Source organism: Curtobacterium sp. PhB130 (assembly GCF_003755165.1).
Lineage (GTDB): Bacteria > Actinomycetota > Actinomycetes > Actinomycetales > Microbacteriaceae > Curtobacterium.
The window spans coordinates 529,545-550,056 of record NZ_RKII01000008.1 but is presented as its reverse complement, the minus strand read 5'-3'; the positions used below and the strand labels follow the sequence as shown (position 1 = coordinate 550,056).

The window sequence follows — 20,512 nt, the reverse complement described above, 5'->3', positions numbered from 1 at the left end:
GCTCAGTTGCTCGACTGCGCGTTCTTCAGCGCGTCGGCGGGGGAGTCCTGCCCGGTCAGCGCGGACTGCACGGCGGTGTAGATCTTCGTGGCCGCCTTGGGCCAGTCGGCTCCGAGCTCACCGGTGCGTGCGCGGGCGCTGGCGACCAGGTCGACGAACACCTGCTCCTCCGGGACGTCCTTGCCGAACTGCTCGGCGGCCGACGTCTTCGAGGGGATCGTGTAGCGGAGCTTCGCCATCGCGAGCTGGTTCTTCGCGTCGTTCATGCAGGAGACGACCTTCGCCGCGACCTTCTGCTTGGCGGAGTCGCCGGTGTTCGGGACGGTCCACACCTCGCCGCCGAGCGGGGCGACCGCGGTGTCGCTCGCGGACTGCACCGGGATCTGCGCGATGCCGTAGTCGACCTTCGACGCCTTGAGGCCGGGGATCTGCCACGGGCCGTTGATCATCATCGCGGCCTTGCCGGCCATGAACTGGTCGTTGACGTCCGCCTGCGTCCAGTTCACGACGCTCTTGGACATCGAGCCGTCCTTGACCAGGTCGGTCCAGAGGCCGAGCGCCTCGGCGGTCTTCGTGGTGGCGATGTTCTTCTCGTCGCCGCCGTTGGACCACATGAAGGGCAGGAACTGCCAGGTGCCCTCGTACGTGGCGTTCGCGTCGACCGCGAAGCCGTACTGGCTGCCCGTCGTGAGCTTCGCCGCGTCGGTCTTCAGTTCGTCCCAGGTCTTCGGCGGGGTGATGCCGGCCTTCGCGAGCACGTCCTTGTTGTAGAACAGCGCGATGGTGTTGACGGTCGGGGCGAGGCCGTAGACCTTGCCCTTGTAGGTGCCGGCCTGCAGCACGCCCTTGGCGTAGCCGTCGGTGGAGATGCCGTAGTCGGTGAGCGGCGAGAGCGCACCGGTCTCGGCGATCTGCTGGAGGTCCGGGTTGTCGAGCATGAGGACGTCCGGCAGGGTCTTCGACGACGCCTGCTGGAGGACCTTCTGGATGAGCGAGGCCCCGGGGACCAGGCTCCGCTTGATCGTGACGTCGTTGGCGGCGCCGCACTTGTCGAGGTAGTCGCCGATGACCTTCTTGTCGTTGCCCTGGTTGTAGTAGTCCAGGACGGTGATCGAGGTCACCTTGCCGCCCGATGAGGCGGACGACCCGCCGGAACAACCGGCGAGCACGAGGGGGATGGTCGCCAGCATGGCGACGGCGGTGAGGGCAGGGGCGACCCTGCGGTGTCGAGGCTTCATTGCTTCGCTCTTCTCTGGTGGTGGCCGAGTGCGCCGAAGCTAGCATCTAAGCGCTTCGATAGTAAAGCGCTTAGACGAACTTTTTCCGAGCAGCTCCCCAGTACAGTGAGCGGAGCACACGACAGGAGACGACATGGCGACGATGCAGCAGGTCGCCGACCGGGCGGGGGTCTCCATCGCCACGGTGTCCTTCGTCGTGAACGGCAACAAGCGGGTCTCCCCGGCGACCAGGGACCGGGTGACCGCGGCGATGCGGGAGCTCGGCTACCGGAACAACGTCGTCGCCCGCGCGCTCGCGAGCCGGCGGACGCGGATCATCGCGCTGCTGTTCCCGGTGCTCGAACACCGCCTCGGCCAGACGGCGCTGCAGTTCTTCACGAGCGCCGCGGGTCGTGCGTCCGAGCTCGGGTACCACCTCGTGCTCTGGCCGTCAGCCGCCACCGCCGACGATGTCCGCGACCTGATCTCCGGTGGCCTCGCCGACGGCGTCATCGTGATGGAGGTCACGATGCACGACCCCCGGATCGAGCAGCTCACCCGGATGGACGTGCCGTTCGTGTCGATCGGCCGGACCGCCGACCCCTCCGCGATCTCGTTCGTGGACATCGACTTCGAGCGCACCGTCGAGGACGCGCTCGACCACCTCACCGGCCTCGGGCACCGGCGGATCGGCCTGGTCGTCGAGGACCTCGACGGCACCGCGATGGCGGAGTACGGGCCGAAGGTCCGCTCCGAGGCGGCGTTCCGTGCGTCGGTCGCCCGCCGTGGCATCGCGGGCACCGTCGTGTCGTCCGGTGCCTCGGCGGAGGGCGGGCGTCGCGCGGCGGCGGAGCTCCTCGTCCGCGACCCCGACGTCACCGCGGCCGTCATCATGAAGGACGACTCGAACTTCGGGCTGGTGAGCGGCCTCCGCGCCGGCGGGCGCCGTGTCCCCGAGGACGTCTCGGTGATCGCGATCGTGTCCTCGGACAGCGCCGGCACCGCGACCGAGCCCGTGCTCACGACGCTGAACGCACCGGGGCCGGCGCTCGGCCGTCTCGCGGTCGAGTCCCTCGTCGACCGGCTCGAGGGTGCGTCGACCGACCTGACGCACGCCCTGATCCCGTGCGAGCTCCACGTCGCCGCCTCGACGGCCCCGGCGCCCGCCTGACCGCGGCGCGGGGCGCGCAGCGCGGGCCCGCAGCGGCTGCGTGCGGCGTGCACTGAGCTGGACCGCGCACACGACGGGAGGCCCGGTGCCGACCGGCACCGGGCCTCCCGGCCGTGTGTTCGTCCGCGTGTCCGCGACGTCAGCGTTGACGCGTCGTCTCCGTGAAGAGGTCGTCGAACAGCGTCTGGTCCTCCGGCGGCTGTTCACCGAACTTCCACTTGCGGTGCATCCGACGGAACGTCGTGATGCGGACCGGATCGATGCCCGGTTCGGTGTCGTAGTTGCTCATGGCTGTCCTCCGTCCTGATCCGTTCCCCGTGTTCCCCGCCCGTTCGACGGTACGGCGGTTCGCCTTGCACGGTCCGGAATTAGGTAGAACACTTATGCAACTGCGCACGGTGGACAATCGTTCGGAGCGGTGCCGCGTGCCCTCTACTCTGCCGTTCAGGGGTTGGGTGCGCCGCCGTCGAGCGCGGTGACCACGCGGTCGATGATGCGGACGAACCTGGCCTTGTCACGATCGGAGAAGGAGGACATCAGCTCGTGCAGGTGCTCGTTCGTGCTGTCCATCGCAGCGTGGTAGCGGCGCCGTGTCGTCTCCGTCAGGCCGATGAGTCGGCTCCGGCCGTCCTCCGGGTTCGGGCGACGGACCAGGTGACCGGCCCGCTCGAGTCGATCGACCGCACTGGTGACCGCCGGCCCGGTGATGCCGAGGTGCGAGGCCAGGTCCTTGACGCGGACCGGGCGACTCCCGCTCTCCGCACGGGACACGAACTGCACGAGCGACAGGTCGACACCGGCGACGTCGAGGTCTTCACGGAGCCGGGTCCGCAGCATGGCCAGCGCTCCGTCGAGCCGCGTGAGTGCGGCATCGAGGTCCAGGTCGAGGTCGCTGGCGGTCACCCGGTCGCCTCCTCAGCGCTGGTCGGCTGGGCGACACGATACGCCCAGGGCACCGGGTCAGCGTATCCGGATAACGCGATGGGGCGCGCAGGCAGCGGCACGGCGTGGCGGGCAGCCGCGTGAGCGAACTCATCCGGTTCGAGGTCGCCGGGCGCGACCCCGAGTCGGCGATCCGTGACCTGACGGCGGCCGACGTCGGGCGCGGGTGGACGTCGCGGCGCACCGGCGAGGCGTACTCCTACCGGTACACGGCGGTCGGCGACGACGAGGTGACGATCCGGCGCTGCCGGGTCACCGGGTTCCTCCGCGGCAGCGTGTCGCCGGGGGACCACTACGTCGTCCAGTGGATCACGTCGGGCACGGCGGTCGTCGACGTCGCCGGCGAGCGGCACGACATGTGGCACGATGCGCCGTTGCTCTCCCCGACGGAGCAGGAGTTCGTGTTCAGCGGGACCGACCACGACCAGCGGCTCGTGCACATCGCGCGCTCCCTGGTGCGGGACGTCGCCGCGGAACGCTACGACCTCGGCGACGGGCCGCTCCGCTTCGACCGGACCCGGGCGGACGACGACGCAGGCCTCGGCCCGTGGCACGACGCGCTCGGGGCGCTGTCCCGTGCGCTCCGGGACGGAGTCGACTCGACGGCGTGGGCGGACGCGAAGCGCGGGGTCGCCGCGGCCTTCCTCGGGATGTTCCCGCCGAAGGTGGATGCGTTGCCCGCCGAGCTGTCGGCGCCGAGGAACGCGCGGCTCCGGACGATGGTCGAGTACGTCCACGCGCACGCCCGGGAGACCGTCACGGTCGCGGACCTCGCCGCCGTCGGCGGGCTCAGCGTGCGGTCGGTGCAGGAGTCCTTCGCGCGGGTGCTCGGCGTCTCGCCGCTCACCTACCTCCGCGGGGTCCGGCTCGACCACGTCCGGCAGGACCTGCTCGAGCTCGACCCGCAGTCGGTGACCGTGGGGGACGTGGCGCGGCGGTGGGGGTTCGCGCACCTGGGGCGGTTCTCGGCGGTGTACCTGGAGCGGTTCGGCGAGTACCCGAAGCAGACGCTGCGGCGCTGACGCGGCGCGCGGCCCGCGGTGCGCGCAGCGCTTGCGGTGCGCGCGGTGCCCGGCGCGTGCGTTCCTTCCCATCACGGGTGCGCTGAGAAGGTGAATCGCGCGTGGGCAGTCGGAACTCCGGACCCCCTACGCGCGATTCGACTGCCTACACCGCGGCGCGACGGCGCGACGGCGCGACGGCGCGGCTAAGAGGGGACGGGGCCGGTGCTCTGGCGCACGCGGAGGCTCGTGGACAGCCGGACGTGTTCCGGCGACGGCTCCCCACGGAGCATCGTGAGGAGCATCTCCACGGCGGCGGCACCGAGGTCGGCGAGGGGCTGCGCGACGGTGGTCAGCGGGGGCGTGGTGGTCGAGGCCTGCGGGACGTCGTCGAAGCCGATCACCGACAGGTCCTCGGGGACCCGGAGCCCGAGTGCGGCCGCGGCGTGCAGCACACCGATCGCCGACGAGTCGTTCGCGGCGAACACCGCGGTCGGCCGGTCCGGGATGCTGAGGAGCTCGCGGGCGACGGCGGTGGCCCGGTCCTCCTGGTAGTCGCCGGCGCGGACCAGGTCCTCGTCGACGTGGATGCCGGCGGCGGCGAGCGCCCCCCGGTAGCCCGTCTCGCGCAGCTGTGCCGAGGCGAGGTCGGCGCGCCCGTGGATGTGCGCGATGCGGGTGTGCCCGAGCGCGAGCAGGTGCTCGACGGCGCTCCGTGCGCCGCCCTCGTTGTCGGTGTCGACGGTGGCGTGTCCCTCTGGGCCGGTGTGCGGGTCGATGGCGACGACGGGGATCGAGGAGGTCGGGAGCGCCGTCGTCGGGGTGACGACGATGGCCCCGTCGATGAGGGTGCCGGAGAGCCGGGACAGCGATCGGCGCTCCCAGCCCGGCTGACTGGCGCCCGTCACGAGTCCGGCGTAGGCGAGGAGTTCGTACCCGGTGCCGATCGCCGCTGCGGACACACCGCGGAGGAGCTCGGTGGAGAACGGCTCGAACTCGGGGACGAGGATGCCGATCACGCCGGTCCGCGAACTCCGGAGGCTCCGCGCGACGAGGGAGGTCTCGTAGCCGAGTCGCTCGACCACCTCCTGCACCCGCAGCATCGTCGCCGAGGCCACGCCGTCGCGGTTGTTGATGACCTTCGACACCGTCGGGATCGACACCCCGGCGGCACGTGCGACGTCGGCGATCGTCACGCGGCCCGGGCCGGGGTGCGTGCCGACAGCGGTCTCCATGTGCTCACCGTACCGCTCGAAGCGCGCCGTGGGGACCGGTTCGAGGCCGTTTAGAAAACGTTATCGATATCGATTGACAAGTTGCGTGAGCGCCTGGCACGCTCTCTCCAGCGGCAGCCGATGTCGCGCATGTCAACGACGACACCGAGGAGTTCCACGATGACGAGGAAGATCCGAGCCGCGGCAGCCATCGCGCTGATCGGGGCGACCGCACTCACCGCCGCAGGTTGTTCTGCAGGCAGTGACGCGGCGAGCAGCGACGGCAAGGTCACGATGACCTTCTGGCACAACTCCACCACCGGCCCCGGCAAGGCGTTCTGGGAGAAGACCGTCAAGGACTTCGAGCAGCTGCACCCGAACGTCACGATCAAGATCCAGGCGATCCAGAACGAGGACCTCGACGGCAAGCTCCAGACCGCGCTGAACTCCGGCTCCGCCCCCGACGTGTTCCTGCAGCGCGGCGGCGGCAAGATGGCCGCCATGGTCCAGGCGGGCCAGCTGATGGACATCTCCGGCTCGATCGGCAAGACCGCGAAGGCGCAGATCAGCGACGGCGCGTTCAAGGGCTACGAGAGCGACGGCAAGACCTACGCCATGCCCGTCGACGTCAACCCCGAGGGCATCTGGTACAGCCAGGACCTCTTCGAGCAGGCCGGCATCAAGGGCACCCCGACCACGATGGCCGAGCTGAACGCCGACATCGCCAAGCTCAAGGCCGCGGACATCCAGCCGGTGGCCGTCGGTGCGAAGGACGCATGGCCGGCCGCGCACTGGTACTACAACTTCGCACTCCGTGCCTGCAGCGAGAAGACGCTGAACGGCGCCGCGAAGGACCTGAAGTTCACGAACAGCTGCTGGGAGCAGGCGGGCAAGGACACCAAGGCGTTCTTCGACACCAAGCCCTTCAACGACGGCTACCTCACCACCGCAGCGCAGCAGGGCGCCGGCAGCTCCGCCGGTCTCGTCGCGAACCACAAGGCCGCGATGGAGCTCATGGGCGCCTGGGACCCGGGCGTGATCTCCTCCCTGACCCCGGACGGCAAGCCCCTCGCCGACCTCGGCTTCTTCCCCTTCCCCGAGGTCTCGGGCGGCAAGGGTGCACCTGGTTCGATGATGGGCGCGGTCGACGGGTACTCCTGCTCCGCGAAGGCCCCGAAGGTGCCGTGCACGCAGTTCCTCAACTACATGACCGGCAAGGACGTGCAGGAGGCCTACTACAAGGCCTTCAACGCCATCCCGGCGAACCAGTCGGCGCAGAGCGTCGTGACCGAGCCGTACCTGAAGAACGTCCTCGCGGCGTACAACAAGGCACCGTTCGTCTCGAACTACCTCGACACCCTGTACGGCCAGAACGTCGGCAACGCGCTGAACACCAGCGTCGTGAACCTGCTCGCCGGCAAGGGCAGCGTCGACGACATCGTGACGACGGTCAACCAGGCCGCGGCGAAGGGCTGACGCACCCCATGGCCACCTCGATCGCTCCGCGTCCGCCCCGCTCCGGTGAGCGGGCGGACGCGGGCCGGACCGGGGCCGACGGCACGCAGCCGTCGGCCCCGGCCCCCCGGCCCCGGAAGCCGGCCGCCGACGTCCGCAAGCGGGTCGAGGTCGCCCTGCTCGCCGGACCCGCGACGATCATGTTCGTCGCCTTCGTCATCCTGCCCGTCGGACTCGCCGCGTACTACGGCTTCTACAAGTGGCAGGGCTACGGGGCGCCGACGGACTTCGTCGGGCTCGACAACTACAAGATCATCTTCACCGACCCGGACTTCCGGGGCGTGCTGTGGCACAACCTGTTCATCGTCATCGGGTCGCTCCTCGTCCAGGGACCGATCGCGATCATCCTGGCGTTGCTGCTCAACCAGCGGATCCGCGGCCGCGGCCTCATCCGCGTGCTCATCTTCGTGCCGTACGTCATCTCCGAGGTGATCGTCGGCACCGGGTGGAGCCTGATGCTCTCCTCGGCCGGCGCGGCGAACGACCTGCTGCAGACCCTCGGGCTCGGCGCCCTGCGGAACGACTGGCTCTCGAACCCGGACCTCGCGATCTGGACGCTCCTGGCGATCATCTCGTGGAAGTACATCGGGTTCGCGGTCATCCTGTTCCTCGCCGGGCTGCAGAGCATCCCGGAGGAGCTGTTCGAGGCCGCGCAGCTCGACGGCGCCGGCTACTGGCAGATCCAGCGGCGCATCACGCTGCCGCTGCTCGGCCCGACGCTGCGCATCTGGGCGTTCCTCTCGATCATCGGGTCGCTCCAGCTGTTCGACCTCGTCTACATCATCTGGGGTCAGTACATCGCCTCCACCGCGGGGACCTCGACGATGGCGACGTACATGGTCGCGAACGGCCGGAACTCCGGCAACTACGGGTACGGCAACGCCGTGGCCGTGGTGATCTTCCTCATCTCGCTGGTCATCGCACTCGTGTACCAGCGGTTCGTCCTGCGCCGCGACACCGCCGGCGCCCTCACCGAGAAGGCCACACGATGACCGCCACCGCATCGATCGTCGCGCCGGGACGCAAGGGCCGGAACCGGGGGCACGAGGGCCCGGTCCGCCGGGAACGGAACCTCGGCACCTACTTCATCGCGCTGCTGTTCATCGCGGTCTGCATCGGCCCCGTGGCGTACATCGTGCTCGGCGGCTTCCGGACCAACGCGCAGATCACGTCGAGCCCGGCCGGCCTGCCCGCGCCCTGGAACTTCGGCAACTACAGCGCCGTGCTCTCCAGCGGCGTGTTCTGGCAGGAGCTCGGGAACTCACTGATCGCGGGCGTCACGACCACCATCGGGGTCGTCGTGCTCGGGCTGATGGTCAGCTTCGTGCTCGCCCGCTACCAGTTCCGCGGCCGCGGTGCGCTGTACTCGCTCTTCGCCGCCGGCCTGATGTTCCCGATCACCGTCGCGATCACGCCGCTCTACCTGCTCGTGAAGGACCTCGGGCTGACCAACAGCCTGGCCGGGGTGATCCTGCCGCAGATCGCGTTCGCGCTGCCCACGACCGTCATCATCCTGGTGCCGTTCCTCCGGGCGATCCCGGACGAGCTCGAGGAAGCAGCTGCGATCGACGGTGCGAGCCGGATCGGGTTCTTCTTCCGGATGGTCGTGCCCCTGTCGCTGCCCGGGGTCGTGACGACCGGCATCCTGGCGTTCATCGGCAGCTGGAACAGCTACATCCTGCCGCTGTTCATCCTCAACGACGCGGCGAACTACACGCTGCCGCTCGGGGTGCAGGCGTTCTCGTCGCAGTACTCCGTGGACACCGCCAAGGTCCTGGCGTTCACCTCGCTGTCGATGATCCCGGCGCTCGCGTTCTTCGCGGTGTTCCAGCGACGCATCGTCGGCGGCCTGACCGGGGCGGTGAAGGGATGACCGCGACGGACGCGACCCGCGTGACGGACGCGCCCACGAGCCTCCAGGCCGGAACGACGGACGCGACCGACACGACGACCGCGACCGCCGCGACCCGCAGCCCCGAGTCCCTCCTCGCCCAGATGACGCTCGAGGAGAAGACCGCCCAGCTCGTCGGCTACTGGCTCGACCAGAACGGCCTCGTCGCCCCCATGCAGGGCGAGATGACCGCAGCGAGCGACGCCGACGCCCCCGCGGCATCGCTCGCGGACATCACCCGCAACGGCCTCGGCCAGTTCACCCGCGTCTACGGCACCCGCCCCGTCGAACCCGACGAGCGCGCCGCGTGGCTGTGGGCGGAGCAGCGCCGTCTGCAGCGCGAGACCCGGCTCGGGATCCCGGCGCTCGTCCACGAGGAGTGCCTCACCGGACTCGCCGCGTGGAAGGCCGCCACGTTCCCGACCCCGCTCGCGTGGGGTGCGTCGTTCGACCCGGACCTCGTCGAGCAGGTCGGTGCGGTCATCGGCCGCTCGATGCGGCAGCTCGGTGTACACCAGGGCCTCGCACCCGTGCTCGACGTCATCCGGGACCCGCGCTGGGGCCGTGTCGACGAGTGCATCGGTGAGGACCCGTACCTGGTCGGCACCGTCGGCACCGCCTACGTCCGCGGGGTGCAGAGCGCCGGCGTCGACGCGACGCTGAAGCACTTCCTCGGGTATTCGGCATCGCAGGCGGGGCGGAACCACGCACCCGTGCACGCCGGCGCCCGGGAGATCGCCGACGTGTTCCTGCCGCCGTTCGAGATGGCGCTGCTCGACGGTGGCGCGCGCAGCGTGATGAACTCCTACGCGGAGATCGACGGCGTGCCCGTCGCCGCGAACGGGTCGCTCCTGACGGACCTGCTGCGCGACCGGCTCGGCTTCGACGGGACCGTCGTCGCGGACTACTTCTCCGTCGCGTTCCTCGAGGTGATGCACGGCATCGCCGCCGACCGGGGCGAGGCCGCTGCAATGGCGCTCGAGGCCGGCATCGACGTCGAGCTGCCCACCGGCGACGCCTACCTGGCACCGCTGGTCGACCGTGTCCGCGCCGGCGACGTCGACGAGGCACTCGTCGACCGCGCCGTCCTGCGCGTGCTGCGGCAGAAGGAGCGGCTCGGCCTGCTCGACCCGGATGCGTACGCGGACGCACCGCCCACCGACGTGGACCTGGACACCCCGGAGCACCAGGCGCTCGCCCGGCGTCTGGCCGAGGAGTCCCTCGTCCTGCTGTCGAACGACGGCGTCCTGCCGCTGGCGTCGTCGACCGCGCGCGTCGCCGTGATCGGCCCGAACGCCGACCGCGCGGAGGCACTGCAGGGCTGCTACTCGTTCGCGAACCACGTGCTCGCGAGCCACCCGGACCTGCCCCTCGGCTTCTCGATCCCGACCGTGTCCGAGGCGCTGTCGCAGGCGCTGTCCGCTGCGGACGTCCGGTTCGCCGCCGGGTGCGCCGTCACCGGGGACGACCGGTCCGGGTTCGACGACGCCGTCGCTGCCGCGACAGCGTCCGAGGTGGCCGTGGTCGTCATCGGCGACCAGGCCGGCCTGTTCGGCCGCGGAACCGTCGGCGAGGGCAACGACTCCGAGTCGCTCGACCTGCCCGGCGTGCAGCGCGAGCTCGTCGAGGCGGTCGTCGCCACCGGCACCCCGACCGTGCTGGTGTTGCTCACCGGCCGTCCGTACGCGATCGGCTGGGCGCTCGACGGCCCCGGACCCCGTCCGTCCGCCGTGGTGCAGGCGTTCTTCCCGGGGGAAGGGGGCGGCCTCGCGATCGCCGACCTGCTCACCGGTGCCACGGAACCGTCGGGCCGTCTGCCCGTCTCGCTGCCCCGGTCCGCCGGCGCACAGCCGTACTCGTACCTGCACCCGCGGCTCGGCGGGGCGTCGGACGTCACCGCGGCCGACTCCACCCCGGTCCGGCCGTTCGGCTTCGGGCTGACGTACACGACGTTCGTGCACGAGGACCTCGTCGTCGACGACGGCGTCACCACCGACGGCACGTTCACCGCGACCGTCACGGTCCGGAACACCGGATCCCGGAGCGGCTCCGACGTCGTGCAGCTCTACGGGCACGACGTGCACGCCAGCGTCACGCGCCCCGTGGCCCAGCTGCTCGGGTACGCCCGGGTGTCGCTCGCGCCGGGGGAGTCCGCCCGGGTCCGCTTCACGGTCCCCGTGCAGCGGTTCGCGTTCACCGACCGGCGGATGCGGAAGGTGGTCGAGCCCGGTGACGTCGAGGTGTGGGTCGCGTCGCACGCGTCGGCATCACGGCCGGGAGGCCCGCTCGACTCCGGCGGGATCGTCGCGGTCTCCGACGGGGCGGCTGCAGAGCCCGTCCCCGGGACGGCCACGGATCGTGCGACCCTGCGGGTCGCCGGGCCGGTGCACGAGGTGTCGCTCGCCGAGCCGCGCGTGGTGCGCTGGACGGTGGACTGACCGCTCGGGCGGAGTCGTCCACAGGTCGCCGGGCCCCCGACCTCCCGTCTGTAGCAAGCGCTACGCTTGCCGGGACGGACGGGGGCCCATGGGTCAGGGGTGGAAGGTCGACGTCGCGGGGGCGCAGTCGAAGATCGACGATGCCGCCGCGGCAGGGACGAGGATGCAGCGCGCCGCGATCGACGTCGAGGGGGCGCTCCGCGACGTGGTCGCCGCGCTGACCGGCAGCGATCCGGTGGGCGCTGCACAGGCGTTCGTCAGCGCACGACAGGGCGACGCGACGGCGGCCGTCCGGACCGTCGAGCGGGGCATCGCCGCTGCCACCGGTGTGATGGCCGCCTTCGCCGAGGCCGACGTGACGATGGCCGACACGGCGACCGCTGCCGCACCCCGCGCCGGTTCCCGAGGGGTGCCCCGATGAGGGCCGGCCTGATCGACGAGTCCGCGCTGCCGACCGTCACCCCGACGGCGGGGCCGGTCAGCGACGGCGCGAGCGCGCTCCGTACCGCGACCGCGCAGGTGCAGCGAAGCGCCGGCGCGGTTCGCGACGGATGGCACGGCATCGGCGGGGTGCTGTCGTCGCCGGGTGCGACGGACGCCCTGCCGGACGCGATGCACGGCGCCACCGAGAAGGCGGACGCACTCGGAGCGGCGGGGGCCGCGGTGGCCTCCGCGCTCGACGTCTTCGCCGAGGAACTCGGCGGCGTGCGGCGGACCAGGCGCGCGCTGCTCGCGGACATCGACGAACTCCGCGCGAAGGTCGCCGCATCCGACGGCGACGACGCGGTGCCCGAGGAGTACCGCGCGCTGAACGACGACCTCCACGGACGAGCCGGACGGCTCAACACCCGGTGGCGGAGCGCGCAGGACGACCTCGGGCAGGCGATCCGCGGACAGATCGGGGGCGGACCGCTGGTGCTGCCGGAGCTCAGCGGGAACACCCTGCCGGCGGTGCTCACCCAGGTCGACTTCGCTGCCGCGTCTCGGGCGTTCCAGGACGCCGCCCGTCTCCCGATGCTCGCCGCCCTCGCCGCGAAGGGGCCGGACGCGCTCGCCCGATGGGCTGCGGACCATCCGGGTGAAGCGCAGCGGATGCTCGACCACCCGCCGAGCACCGGCTCGGTGAAGGCGTGGTGGACGGGTCTCGGAGACGATGAGCGCACCGCCCTCGTCACCGGGCTCTCCGCGGTCGTCGGCAACCTCAACGGCGTGGGGTACGCCGATCGTGGCCGTGCGAACCAGCACACCCTCGACGTCGAGCTGCCGAAGGCCCGTGACCGGTACGACACGCTCACCGCGAGGATCAGCCGTGGGGAGCCCCTCACCGCGGCCGAGGGTGCGGAGTACCAGCGGCTCGCAGACCGCATCGGCGCGCTCGAGGCCCTCGACGAGACGCTCCTCGCCAGCACGCCGGCGGCACCCCGGACGATCGTCGCGCTGACGCTCGGTGAGCCGCCGCTCGCTGCCGTCGCGGTGGGTGACCTCGACACCGCGAGCAACGTGACGGTGGACGTGCCGGGGATGGGGAACACGGTGGCGGGCAGCATGCGTGCCTGGGCCGGTGCCGCCGAGAACCTCTCGCTGGCGCAGCGCTTCGCGGCGGACCAGATCGGCGTGCGTCAGGAGATGGCGACCGTCGCGTGGATCGGCTACGACACCCCCGACATGCCGCCGAGCGCCGAGGTCCTCGCGTCCGCGAAGGCCGAGGCCGGAGCCCGGAACCTCAGCGGTTTCCTCGAGGGCGTCTCCGGCGCCCGCTCCTGGTCGGGTGGCTCGCACCTCTCCGTCGTGGCGCACTCGTACGGCACCACGACCGCCACGCTCGCGGTCGCCAAGACGCCGGTCGCGAACCTCACCCTCCTCGCTTCCGCCGGGGTCGACCCGCGCGTGCCCGACGTTCACGCGGTCGAGGTCCCGCGGGGCCACGTGTGGGCGTCCCAGGGCAAGGAGGACTACATCGCGAACATCGGCCGAGGCGACGTGGAAGTAGCTCGTCCGGCGTTCGGTGGCGACCAACCCATCAACACCGGGAACCCCTTCACCGCGAACCGCGGTCAGGTGCTCGCCCTGCACAGCGCACATCGGCTCAACCCGGGCGACCCGAGCTGGGGCGCCCGGACGTTCTCCTCGAACACCGAGACCATCGACGGGCACCGTTACCCTGGCACTGATGACCACGGGGCGACGCCCGCGACCGAAGCGCGGCTCCGGAGCCAGCCCGTGACCGAGTACGGGTACCTGGATGCGGGGACGTCGCCGCTCAGGAACACCGGCTACACGAGCCTCGGGTACACCCCGACCGGAACGAGGATCCCTTGATCGACCGACGTCACCGACCAACCACGGTCGTCATGGCGGCGCTGGCGTTCGGCTTCGTCGTCGCGGGCTGCGCAACCGACACCTCGCCGAAGGAGCCAGCAATGTCATCGACTGCATCAGGGACGGACTCAGCGGGCGCCAAGCGCGAGTGGGACCGGATGAACGCCGAGGCGGAAGCGACCCAGGCGCTCATCGGGGGTGATTGGCTCTCGGCCGACACTGCGGCTCGATCTTGCGGCGCCAACGGGGCCCAGTGGGTGATTGCGCGGTTCGGCCCGAGCACCGACACGGATGCTCGTGACGCCGCGCTCGACCGCATGGAGACCAGATGGCGCGCAAAGGGATGGGATCCCGTCCGTTCGGACATCACCGGGGACGCCCCTGGGAAGCAGCTCCGGTACCCCGCCGGGAACACGCTCGCGGACGGGTTCTTCATCGAGTTCGGCATCACGGAACACGCGAGCACCCTGCAGCTGCAGACGCCGTGCACGACCGGCGACGCGGACGCGCTCAACCGGGAGAAGTACGGGGAACGCCACACGAACACCCCACCGGACATCCCCGGGACGGCGGCACCGTCGGCGGAGAGCACCTCGTGAGCTCGAGGATCCCCACGGACGGGTACGCGCGGGGGGACGTGACCGATGGACCCGGCCGGAGCTGGTGGATCGCTGGCCCCGGTCTGGTCGCGATCGCGCTCAGCGTCGTGGCGTTCAGCGCGGAGCAGCGCATGCTCGAGCAGGGTTGGGGCTTCGTCGTGAGCGCCGTCGTGCTCCTCGTCCTGCTCATCTGGGTGTCGGTCGCGCTGCGGCGTGTCTCCGGACCACGGCCGGCAGCGCGCGTGATCGGCATCGTCGGGATCGTGGCCGCCGGGGCGTACGTCCTGCAGGTGGCTGCTCTCTACGGAGCGCTCCTGTTCTGGGCAGCCTCGGTCTGACCCCTGTGCAGCACCTCCGCAACCTGGCAGTCGTCAGCGCGATCGCCTTCGCGCTGCTCGTTGCTGGCTGTTCGGGTTCGGGAACGGAGCCGATGATGGCGGATGCGAAGACCGCCGGCGTGGGATCGGCTGAGAGCGCCTGGACCGCGGGGAACGCCCTCGCGGAGTCGACCCAGGATGCGGTGGGCGGGTCCTGGCTCGCGTCCGACTCAGCAGCGGAAGCCTGCGGGGCCGACGGAGCGCGATGGGGGATCACCCGCCTCGGCCCGGGGACCGACAAGCACACGCGTGCGGACACCGTTGACCGGATCGAGCGGTTGTGGCGGAGCGCCGGGTACGAACCCGTGCGTACCCACATCGGCGGCGATGCCCCCGGCACCCAGCTGCGGTACCCGATTGCGGGAACGTTCGACGACGGCTTCTTCATCGAGTTCGGCACGACGGAGTACGGGAGCACAGTCGAGATGCAGACGCCGTGCGCTCCCGGCGACGCAGACGCGCTCAACCGGGAGAAGTACGGGGAACGCCACACGAACACGTCGCCGGACATCCCCGGGACGGCCTCGCCCTCAGCGTCACCGTCGGCGGCGACGACGGGCTGAGCGGCCGGCGAAAGCGACATCGCGCAAGTGAATGCGCGGCGCATCGTCGGGAGTGGTGTCGCTTTTGCCGTGCCGTGCCGCGGCGCGGACGCATTCTGCTGGAGAGCGTGACGATCCCGCTCCTCGGTACGTCTTCTCAACGTGCAGGACACTCCGAACGACGAACAGCCGACGACCGGCTCGCGCTGCCGGAGCGCCTTCGACCGGTGGCGCTGCGACCGGACGGCGGGGCACGGGGGTCCGCATCGATGCCGGACCGCCCGGGCGTCGACCGAGTGGAACGAGCAGGCGTCCGGGCGTCGACTCCGTGGACTGGCTAGACCTGCGCCATCCGCGGCGCCGGTGCCGGTCGCGTCGAGTCCGGTGTCGGCTCCGACCCCGGCGTCGGCTCCGACTGCGGTGCGGTGACCGACGCCACGAGCCCGTCCACGGCGCGGCGCTGGAACTCGTCGAGCGGGATCTCGTGCGCGCCGAACCGGGGCATGTGCTCGGTGATGAACCCGCAGTCGATCATGTCGACGCCGGCACCGAGCTCGCCCATCACGCGGGCGAGGAGGACGGTCCCCGCTCGGCTCTCCCGGTGGAAGATGCTCATGATGCTGAACGTCGAGCCGAGTTCCATGCCCCAGAGCCCGGCGAGCAGCTCGCCGTCGCGGTACGCGGCGCACGCGCGGACGTGTCCGGCGCGGTCGAGTTCCTGCCAGGCCGCGACCACCGCCGGGGTGATCCAGGTCGACTCCCGCTCGGCGCACCCGGCGATCACCGGGTCGAACGGTGCTCGGAGGTCGATCGTCAGGTCACTGTTCCGGCTGTAGCGGCGCACCCGGTCCGGCACGTGCACGCTCTCGGCGTCGATCACGGCGCGCGGCTGGACGAGCGACCACACCACGTCGTCGGGGCGCTCTTCGAGGCCGAGGGGCACGTACCCGCGGAGGTAGTTGCCGAGCACGTCGGCCGGGGTGGCCGCGCCGACGCCGAGCAGCTCCTGGTTCAGCATCCGACGGGTCTCGGAGCCGCTGGCGAGCCGCACGAGTGTCCGTGCTGCGACGTGGGGGAGCCGGCCGAGCTGTCGCGCGGTCACGGAACGGGCGCCGGTGGTGAGCCGGGAGAGGACGGTGCCTGCGCGACGTTGCGCAGGGGACTTCGGGTATCCCATGGTCCGGACACTAGCGCGGAGCACGCTGCGGACGGCAGACGGGAACCCGCAAGAAACCCGCTCGTCGCGGTCATCGCTCGAACCGGTGGAGCGTGCCGGTCGTCGCGCCGTCCGTGGTGCTCAGCGTCATCGTGCTCCCGGAGACCCTGCCGCGGGTGCTGGCACCCACCCCGGAGTCGTCGCCGTCCTGGCACGTGGTGCTGCTGGCGGTGTCGGTCGGGTACAGCCGGACCTGCTCGGTGGTGGAGAACTTCCACGTGCCCGTGCTGGTGCCGCACCCGTCGGACAGCCGGTACGAGTCGTCGGCCCGCAGCGAGAGGTACGGCGACCCCGCCGAGTGGTCGTGCACCCAGTAGCCGATCGGCCGGCCCTGGCCGCCGACGTCCGGGTCGGTCGAGGGATCGAGCGCGAGCGTCGACCCACCGCCCCGGAGCTGCAGCCGTTCGGTCGCGCGGGGCACCCGGGCGGTGTCGGCGGCGAGCACCGCGTCGACCATCTCCGCGCCGGCGCAGGACAGTTCGGCGTGCGGACCGGTGACGACGGTCAGGCGGTTGGCGGCGGTGATCCGCCACGTCCCGTACACGCGGTCGCAGCCGTCCGACGCGCTCCACGACCGGTCCTTCGCGAAGGTGACGAACGGGACCTCCGGTGCGTCGACGTCGTGGTCGAGGACCCACGTGCCCTGCACGGCCTCCCGTGGCGTGTCCGCGTCCGGCCGCGCCCGGTCGCAGCCGCTCACCGTCGCGACCACGCACGTCAGCACGGCGAGGGAACAGAGGAGCCGGGCACCGACGCGGCCCCGGGTTCGGCCGGTCATGAGCGGTGCACGACGACCGGGCAGTGCGCGTGCTGGGCGCACTCCTGGCTGACCGATCCGACGAGGAGCCCGCGGAACCCGCCGAGCCCACGGTTGCCGAGGACGAGGAGTGCTGCGTCCCGGCTGGCGTCGATGAGGACCTCGGCGGGGGACCCCTCGACGAGGTCGCTCGTGACCTCCACGTCGTCGTCGATGAGGTCCTCGGCGGCGTCGAGTGCGGACGACGCCGTCGCCCGGGCATCGCGTTCCGGGGACCAGTGGTCGAAGGGGGCCTCGTCCCGGTTGAGCGCCTTCGGCCACTGCCAGGTGGTGATCACCCGGACCCGGTGGCCGAGCCGGCGTGCCGTGGTCACGGCGAACCGGAGCGCCTGCCCGGACTCGTGCGATCCGTCGACCCCGACGACGATGGTGGGGACACCGGTTGCCTCGGGGTGCTCCACCCCGCGGTGGATGAGGACCGGGCACGGCGCGTGCTGCATGCACGCGGTGCTGACGGAGCCGAGGAGGAGTCCGCGGAACCCGCCGCGCCCGCGACTGCCGACGACGAGGAGCGCGGCGCCGACCGCGGCGGAGAGCAGCACGTCGGCGGCGCTCCCCTCGGCTTCGCGGGTCATCACCTCCGCGCGGTGCGGCCCGGTGTTCTCGAGCAGCTCCGTCGCCTGCTGCCGGATCTCCTCGGCGTCGTGGAGCGGTGACCACGAGCTCCCGACGGGGAGGCTGCTCCAGGTCACCGGCCATCGCCACGACGTGACGACGTCGACCTGCGCGTCGAGGCCGTCCGCCAGCGTGAGCGCTGCCAGGAGTGCAGCGGTGGACTCCTCCGAGCCGTCGAAGCCGACGACGATCTTCCCGAACCGATCCGTGTCCATCGTGACCAGTGGTCCTCTCTCTGTCGTGTGTGGTGTTCAGGACGTCGCGGCCGCGACCAGGGTCGCGGTGACCACGTGCTCGTCGCCGTCGCGGACGACCGTGATGCGGAGGTCGTCACCGGCGTCACGGGTCGCCTCGAGGTGGGCGACCGTGTCCGGGTGGAGGGTGTCGACGCCGCCGATCGCGGTGACCACGTCGCCGGGACGGAGGCCGGCCACCGCGGCGGGGCCGTCGTCGGCCACGGCGGTGAGCTGGAGCCCGACCGCGGTGGCGTCGTCGCGGTGCCGGACCACGACGGGGACCGTCCGGACGCCGAGCGTCGGGTGTGCGACGCGGCCGTCGGCACGGAGCGCCGCGGCGATCGGCCGTGCGACGGCGGCAGGGACGGCGAACCCGATCCCGACGCTGCCGCTGCTGACGCCGCTGGCGCTCGGCACGGTGGCGATCGCGGTGTTGATCCCGACGAGCAGTCCGCGGCAGTCGACGAGAGCACCGCCGGAGTTGCCGGGGTTGATCGCGGCGTCGGTCTGCACGGCGCCGGTGAGGACGGTCGTGCCGCTGCCGTCCCCGGTCGGGACGGGCACGCTCCGGCCGAGCGCGCTGACGATGCCGGTCGTGACGGTGCCGGTCAGCCCGAGCGGTGCGCCGAGTGCGACGACGGGCTCGCCGACGACGAGGTCGTCGGAGTCGCCCCAGCCGAGCGGCGTGAGCGCGCGGTCGGTCTCGGCGCGGAGGACGGCGAGGTCGGTGCGCGGGTCGCGGCCGATGATCGTCGCCGACAGTTCCGTGCCGTCGTCGAGTTCGAGCGAGACGGTGTCGCCGTCGGCCGCCGCGATGACGTGGTCGTTCGTGAGGACGATGCCGGACGCGTCGATGACCTCGCCGCTGCCGGAGCCCTCGCCGGACGCCGACCCGACGCGGATCGTGACCATGCTCGGCAGCACGTGACGGGCGACCTGCGCGGCGTCGCACGTGCCGGTGCCCGCGGGGAGTGCGGCGGCCGTCGTCCCCCGGTCGCCCGCGCGGCTCCCGACGGCCCCGGCTGCCACGCCGATCCCGACGAGCGCGCAGACCACCCCGGTGAACACCAGGACCTGTCGGGTCGTCGGCCGGGTGGTCGACCCCGGTGCGCCGGTCATGCGGGCAGCGGGTCGCGCAGCAGCGGACAGGTCATGCAGTGCCCGCCGCCGCGCCCCCGGCCGAGTTCGGCACCCCGGATCGTCAGGACCTCGATGCCGGCGCCGCCCAGCAGGTCGTTGGTGAGGGTGTTCCGGTCGTAGGCGTACACGACGCCGGGCTCCACGGCGACGACGTTGTTGGCGCTGTCCCACTGCTGGCGTTCCGCGGCGTACTCGTCGCCGCCGGTGTCCACGACCCGGAGCCCGTCGACGCCGAGTGCCGCGGCGACGACGTCGAGGAACGGCGCGGCCTCGTCGGTGACGTGCACCCCGCCGTCCGGCCCCGGTCGCAGCGTGAACGGGTGGATGTGGTCGACGATGGCGCGGTAGACGGTGACCACGTCCCGGTCGGCGAAGGTGAGCACGGTGTCGAGGTGCATCGCCGCCCGGAGCTTCGGCATCCCCGCGACGATCACCCGCTCCGCCTCGCCGCGCGCGAAGAGCGCCGACGCGACCTGGGTGATCGCCTGCCGCGAGGTGCGCTCGCTCATCCCGATGAGGACGACACCGTTGCCGACCGGCAGGACGTCGCCGCCCTCGATGGTCGCCAGGCCCCAGTCCTCGTCCGGGTCGCCCCAGACGTGCCGGTCGAGCGCCGGGGCGAACTCGGGGTGGAACGTGTAGACGGCCTTCATGAGCAGGGTCTCGTCGTGGCGTGCCGGCCAGTACAGCGGGTTCAGCGTGAACACCCCGTTGATCCAACAGGTGGTGTCCCTGGTGTAGAGCATGTTCGGCAGGGGCGGCATGAGGTAGTCGGCGGCCGAGGCGTCCCCGTGCAGCCGGAGGTGGTCCGGGCGCCCCTCGGGGTCGAGGTCCTCGACGTTCAGGCCGCCGATCAGCACGTCCGCGAGCTCGCGGTCGGTGTACCCGCCGAGGTGCTCCAGCGTCGCGTCGACGAGGAGCGGGCCGACCTCGTTCGGCGTGATCTTCCGCTCGAGCAACCAGTCGCGGGCGCCGGGGACGGCGAGCGTCTCCGCGAGCACCTGGTGGAGTTCGAACACCTCGACGTCACGCGACCGCAGGCTCCTGACGAAGTCGCGGTGGTCGTCCTGCGCGTTCTCGACCCAGAGGACGTCGTCGAACAGGAGCGCGTCGTTGTTGCTCGGTGTGAGGCGCCGGTGCGCCAGTCCGGGTTCGCAGACCAGGACCCGGCGGAGCGTGCCGACCTCGGAGTAGGCGCCGAACCGTGGTCCGGACCCGGTCTCCTGGTCGTCGAGCGTGGTGGCTTCGCTGTCCATGGTGCC

The 20,512-nt window shown here is 71.6% G+C and carries 20 protein-coding genes; 11 read left to right on the top strand and 9 right to left on the bottom strand.

The genetic code is table 11. The features are described 5' to 3' along the window. Window positions 1-2 precede the first annotated feature (2 nt). The gene (locus EDF24_RS12625) at window positions 3-1,238 is read right to left on the bottom strand and encodes an ABC transporter substrate-binding protein (RefSeq protein WP_123703236.1); all 1,236 of its coding nucleotides are present in this window, start codon (window positions 1,236-1,238) and stop codon (window positions 3-5) included. Window positions 1,239-1,371: 133 nt separating this feature from the next. On the opposite strand from EDF24_RS12625, the gene EDF24_RS12620 reads away from it, so the two are divergent. After that, complete coding sequence (locus tag EDF24_RS12620) at window positions 1,372-2,388, top strand: LacI family DNA-binding transcriptional regulator (protein ID WP_260233435.1); 1,017 nt, start codon at window positions 1,372-1,374, stop codon at window positions 2,386-2,388. A gap of 139 nt (window positions 2,389-2,527) precedes the next feature. On the opposite strand, the gene EDF24_RS19200 is transcribed toward EDF24_RS12620, so the two are convergent. Both EDF24_RS19200 and EDF24_RS12615 read right to left on the bottom strand, forming a co-directional pair. Further along, window positions 2,528-2,677, bottom strand: a complete 150-nt coding sequence (locus EDF24_RS19200) for a hypothetical protein (RefSeq protein WP_185017210.1) — start codon at window positions 2,675-2,677, stop codon at window positions 2,528-2,530. 155 nt (window positions 2,678-2,832) lie between these two features. After that, entirely contained in the window at window positions 2,833-3,291 is a 459-nt protein-coding gene (locus EDF24_RS12615) for a MarR family winged helix-turn-helix transcriptional regulator (protein ID WP_123703235.1), read from the bottom strand. Between the two features lie 119 nt (window positions 3,292-3,410). Between EDF24_RS12615 and EDF24_RS12610 the strand changes: the two genes are divergently transcribed. Then, complete coding sequence (locus EDF24_RS12610; protein ID WP_185021653.1) at window positions 3,411-4,352, top strand: helix-turn-helix transcriptional regulator; 942 nt, start codon at window positions 3,411-3,413, stop codon at window positions 4,350-4,352. A gap of 185 nt (window positions 4,353-4,537) precedes the next feature. Here the strand turns inward: EDF24_RS12610 and EDF24_RS12605 are convergent, their stop codons facing one another. Beyond that, window positions 4,538-5,566 (bottom strand): LacI family DNA-binding transcriptional regulator, encoded by a 1,029-nt coding sequence (locus tag EDF24_RS12605; protein ID WP_123654260.1) that lies wholly within the window; start codon window positions 5,564-5,566, stop codon window positions 4,538-4,540. Between the two features lie 159 nt (window positions 5,567-5,725). Here EDF24_RS12605 and EDF24_RS12600 point away from each other — a divergent pair, with 159 nt between their 5' ends. The 9 genes from EDF24_RS12600 (at window position 5,726) to EDF24_RS12555 (ending at window position 15,247) form a co-directional block, all read left to right on the top strand. After that, window positions 5,726-7,021 carry an ABC transporter substrate-binding protein gene (locus EDF24_RS12600; RefSeq protein ID WP_123654259.1) on the top strand — a complete coding sequence of 432 codons (1,296 nt, stop codon included), beginning with the start codon at window positions 5,726-5,728 and terminating at the stop codon, window positions 7,019-7,021. An 8-nt stretch (window positions 7,022-7,029) separates the two neighbouring features. Next, a complete protein-coding gene (locus tag EDF24_RS12595; RefSeq protein ID WP_123703233.1) occupies window positions 7,030-8,052 on the top strand; it encodes a carbohydrate ABC transporter permease in 1,023 nt (340 codons plus the stop codon). Continuing rightward, complete coding sequence (locus EDF24_RS12590; protein WP_123654257.1) at window positions 8,049-8,933, top strand: carbohydrate ABC transporter permease; 885 nt, start codon at window positions 8,049-8,051, stop codon at window positions 8,931-8,933. Before EDF24_RS12595 ends, EDF24_RS12590 begins: the two co-directional genes overlap by 4 nt. Then, the gene (locus tag EDF24_RS12585; RefSeq protein ID WP_123703232.1) at window positions 8,930-11,389 is read left to right on the top strand and encodes a glycoside hydrolase family 3 N-terminal domain-containing protein; all 2,460 of its coding nucleotides are present in this window, start codon (window positions 8,930-8,932) and stop codon (window positions 11,387-11,389) included. The genes EDF24_RS12590 and EDF24_RS12585 overlap by 4 nt, the downstream gene beginning before the upstream one ends. Before the next feature lie 88 nt (window positions 11,390-11,477). After that, window positions 11,478-11,810 (top strand): hypothetical protein, encoded by a 333-nt coding sequence (locus tag EDF24_RS12580; protein ID WP_123703231.1) that lies wholly within the window; start codon window positions 11,478-11,480, stop codon window positions 11,808-11,810. After that, a complete protein-coding gene (locus EDF24_RS12575) occupies window positions 11,807-13,708 on the top strand; it encodes an alpha/beta hydrolase (protein ID WP_123703230.1) in 1,902 nt (633 codons plus the stop codon). Before EDF24_RS12580 ends, EDF24_RS12575 begins: the two co-directional genes overlap by 4 nt. Before the next feature lie 101 nt (window positions 13,709-13,809). Continuing rightward, a complete protein-coding gene (locus EDF24_RS12565; RefSeq protein WP_148070883.1) occupies window positions 13,810-14,307 on the top strand; it encodes a hypothetical protein in 498 nt (165 codons plus the stop codon). 38 nt (window positions 14,308-14,345) lie between these two features. Further along, complete coding sequence (locus EDF24_RS12560) at window positions 14,346-14,645, top strand: hypothetical protein (protein ID WP_148070882.1); 300 nt, start codon at window positions 14,346-14,348, stop codon at window positions 14,643-14,645. 95 nt (window positions 14,646-14,740) lie between these two features. Further along, window positions 14,741-15,247: a hypothetical protein gene (locus EDF24_RS12555; RefSeq protein ID WP_148070881.1), complete on the top strand. Its 507-nt coding sequence runs from the start codon at window positions 14,741-14,743 to the stop codon at window positions 15,245-15,247. Window positions 15,248-15,563: 316 nt separating this feature from the next. Here EDF24_RS12555 and EDF24_RS12550 read toward each other — a convergent pair whose 3' ends face one another. The 5 genes from EDF24_RS12550 to EDF24_RS12530 form a co-directional block, all read right to left on the bottom strand. Then, complete coding sequence (locus EDF24_RS12550) at window positions 15,564-16,403, bottom strand: leucyl/phenylalanyl-tRNA--protein transferase (RefSeq protein ID WP_123703225.1); 840 nt, start codon at window positions 16,401-16,403, stop codon at window positions 15,564-15,566. A gap of 70 nt (window positions 16,404-16,473) precedes the next feature. Further along, on the bottom strand, window positions 16,474-17,220 hold the full coding sequence (locus tag EDF24_RS12545; protein ID WP_123703224.1) for a hypothetical protein: 747 nt from the start codon (window positions 17,218-17,220) through the stop codon (window positions 16,474-16,476). Further along, window positions 17,217-18,089 carry a universal stress protein gene (locus tag EDF24_RS12540; RefSeq protein ID WP_123654248.1) on the bottom strand — a complete coding sequence of 291 codons (873 nt, stop codon included), beginning with the start codon at window positions 18,087-18,089 and terminating at the stop codon, window positions 17,217-17,219. Before EDF24_RS12540 ends, EDF24_RS12545 begins: the two co-directional genes overlap by 4 nt. A 36-nt stretch (window positions 18,090-18,125) precedes the next feature. Next, complete coding sequence (locus EDF24_RS12535) at window positions 18,126-19,229, bottom strand: S1C family serine protease (RefSeq protein ID WP_123703222.1); 1,104 nt, start codon at window positions 19,227-19,229, stop codon at window positions 18,126-18,128. Further along, window positions 19,226-20,506, bottom strand: a complete 1,281-nt coding sequence (locus EDF24_RS12530) for an arginine deiminase (protein WP_123703220.1) — start codon at window positions 20,504-20,506, stop codon at window positions 19,226-19,228. The genes EDF24_RS12535 and EDF24_RS12530 overlap by 4 nt, the downstream gene beginning before the upstream one ends. Window positions 20,507-20,512 lie beyond the last annotated feature (6 nt).

Bases quoted from the DNA above. Each gene is read 5' to 3' on its own strand.
- EDF24_RS12625 (WP_123703236.1), bottom strand. From the start codon at position 1,238: ATGAAGCCTCGACACCGCAGGGTCGCCCCTGCCCTCACCGCCGTCGCC.
- EDF24_RS12620 (WP_260233435.1), top strand. From the start codon at position 1,372: ATGGCGACGATGCAGCAGGTCGCCGACCGGGCGGGGGTCTCCATCGCC.
- EDF24_RS19200 (WP_185017210.1), bottom strand. From the start codon at position 2,677: ATGAGCAACTACGACACCGAACCGGGCATCGATCCGGTCCGCATCACG.
- EDF24_RS12605 (WP_123654260.1), bottom strand. From the start codon at position 5,566: ATGGAGACCGCTGTCGGCACGCACCCCGGCCCGGGCCGCGTGACGATC.
- EDF24_RS12600 (WP_123654259.1), top strand. From the start codon at position 5,726: ATGACGAGGAAGATCCGAGCCGCGGCAGCCATCGCGCTGATCGGGGCG.
- EDF24_RS12595 (WP_123703233.1), top strand. From the start codon at position 7,030: ATGGCCACCTCGATCGCTCCGCGTCCGCCCCGCTCCGGTGAGCGGGCG.
- EDF24_RS12590 (WP_123654257.1), top strand. From the start codon at position 8,049: ATGACCGCCACCGCATCGATCGTCGCGCCGGGACGCAAGGGCCGGAAC.
- EDF24_RS12585 (WP_123703232.1), top strand. From the start codon at position 8,930: ATGACCGCGACGGACGCGACCCGCGTGACGGACGCGCCCACGAGCCTC.
- EDF24_RS12580 (WP_123703231.1), top strand. From the start codon at position 11,478: ATGGGTCAGGGGTGGAAGGTCGACGTCGCGGGGGCGCAGTCGAAGATC.
- EDF24_RS12575 (WP_123703230.1), top strand. From the start codon at position 11,807: ATGAGGGCCGGCCTGATCGACGAGTCCGCGCTGCCGACCGTCACCCCG.
- EDF24_RS12565 (WP_148070883.1), top strand. From the start codon at position 13,810: ATGTCATCGACTGCATCAGGGACGGACTCAGCGGGCGCCAAGCGCGAG.
- EDF24_RS12555 (WP_148070881.1), top strand. From the start codon at position 14,741: ATGGCGGATGCGAAGACCGCCGGCGTGGGATCGGCTGAGAGCGCCTGG.
- EDF24_RS12550 (WP_123703225.1), bottom strand. From the start codon at position 16,403: ATGGGATACCCGAAGTCCCCTGCGCAACGTCGCGCAGGCACCGTCCTC.
- EDF24_RS12545 (WP_123703224.1), bottom strand. From the start codon at position 17,220: ATGACCGGCCGAACCCGGGGCCGCGTCGGTGCCCGGCTCCTCTGTTCC.
- EDF24_RS12540 (WP_123654248.1), bottom strand. From the start codon at position 18,089: ATGGACACGGATCGGTTCGGGAAGATCGTCGTCGGCTTCGACGGCTCG.
- EDF24_RS12535 (WP_123703222.1), bottom strand. From the start codon at position 19,229: ATGACCGGCGCACCGGGGTCGACCACCCGGCCGACGACCCGACAGGTC.
- EDF24_RS12530 (WP_123703220.1), bottom strand. From the start codon at position 20,506: ATGGACAGCGAAGCCACCACGCTCGACGACCAGGAGACCGGGTCCGGA.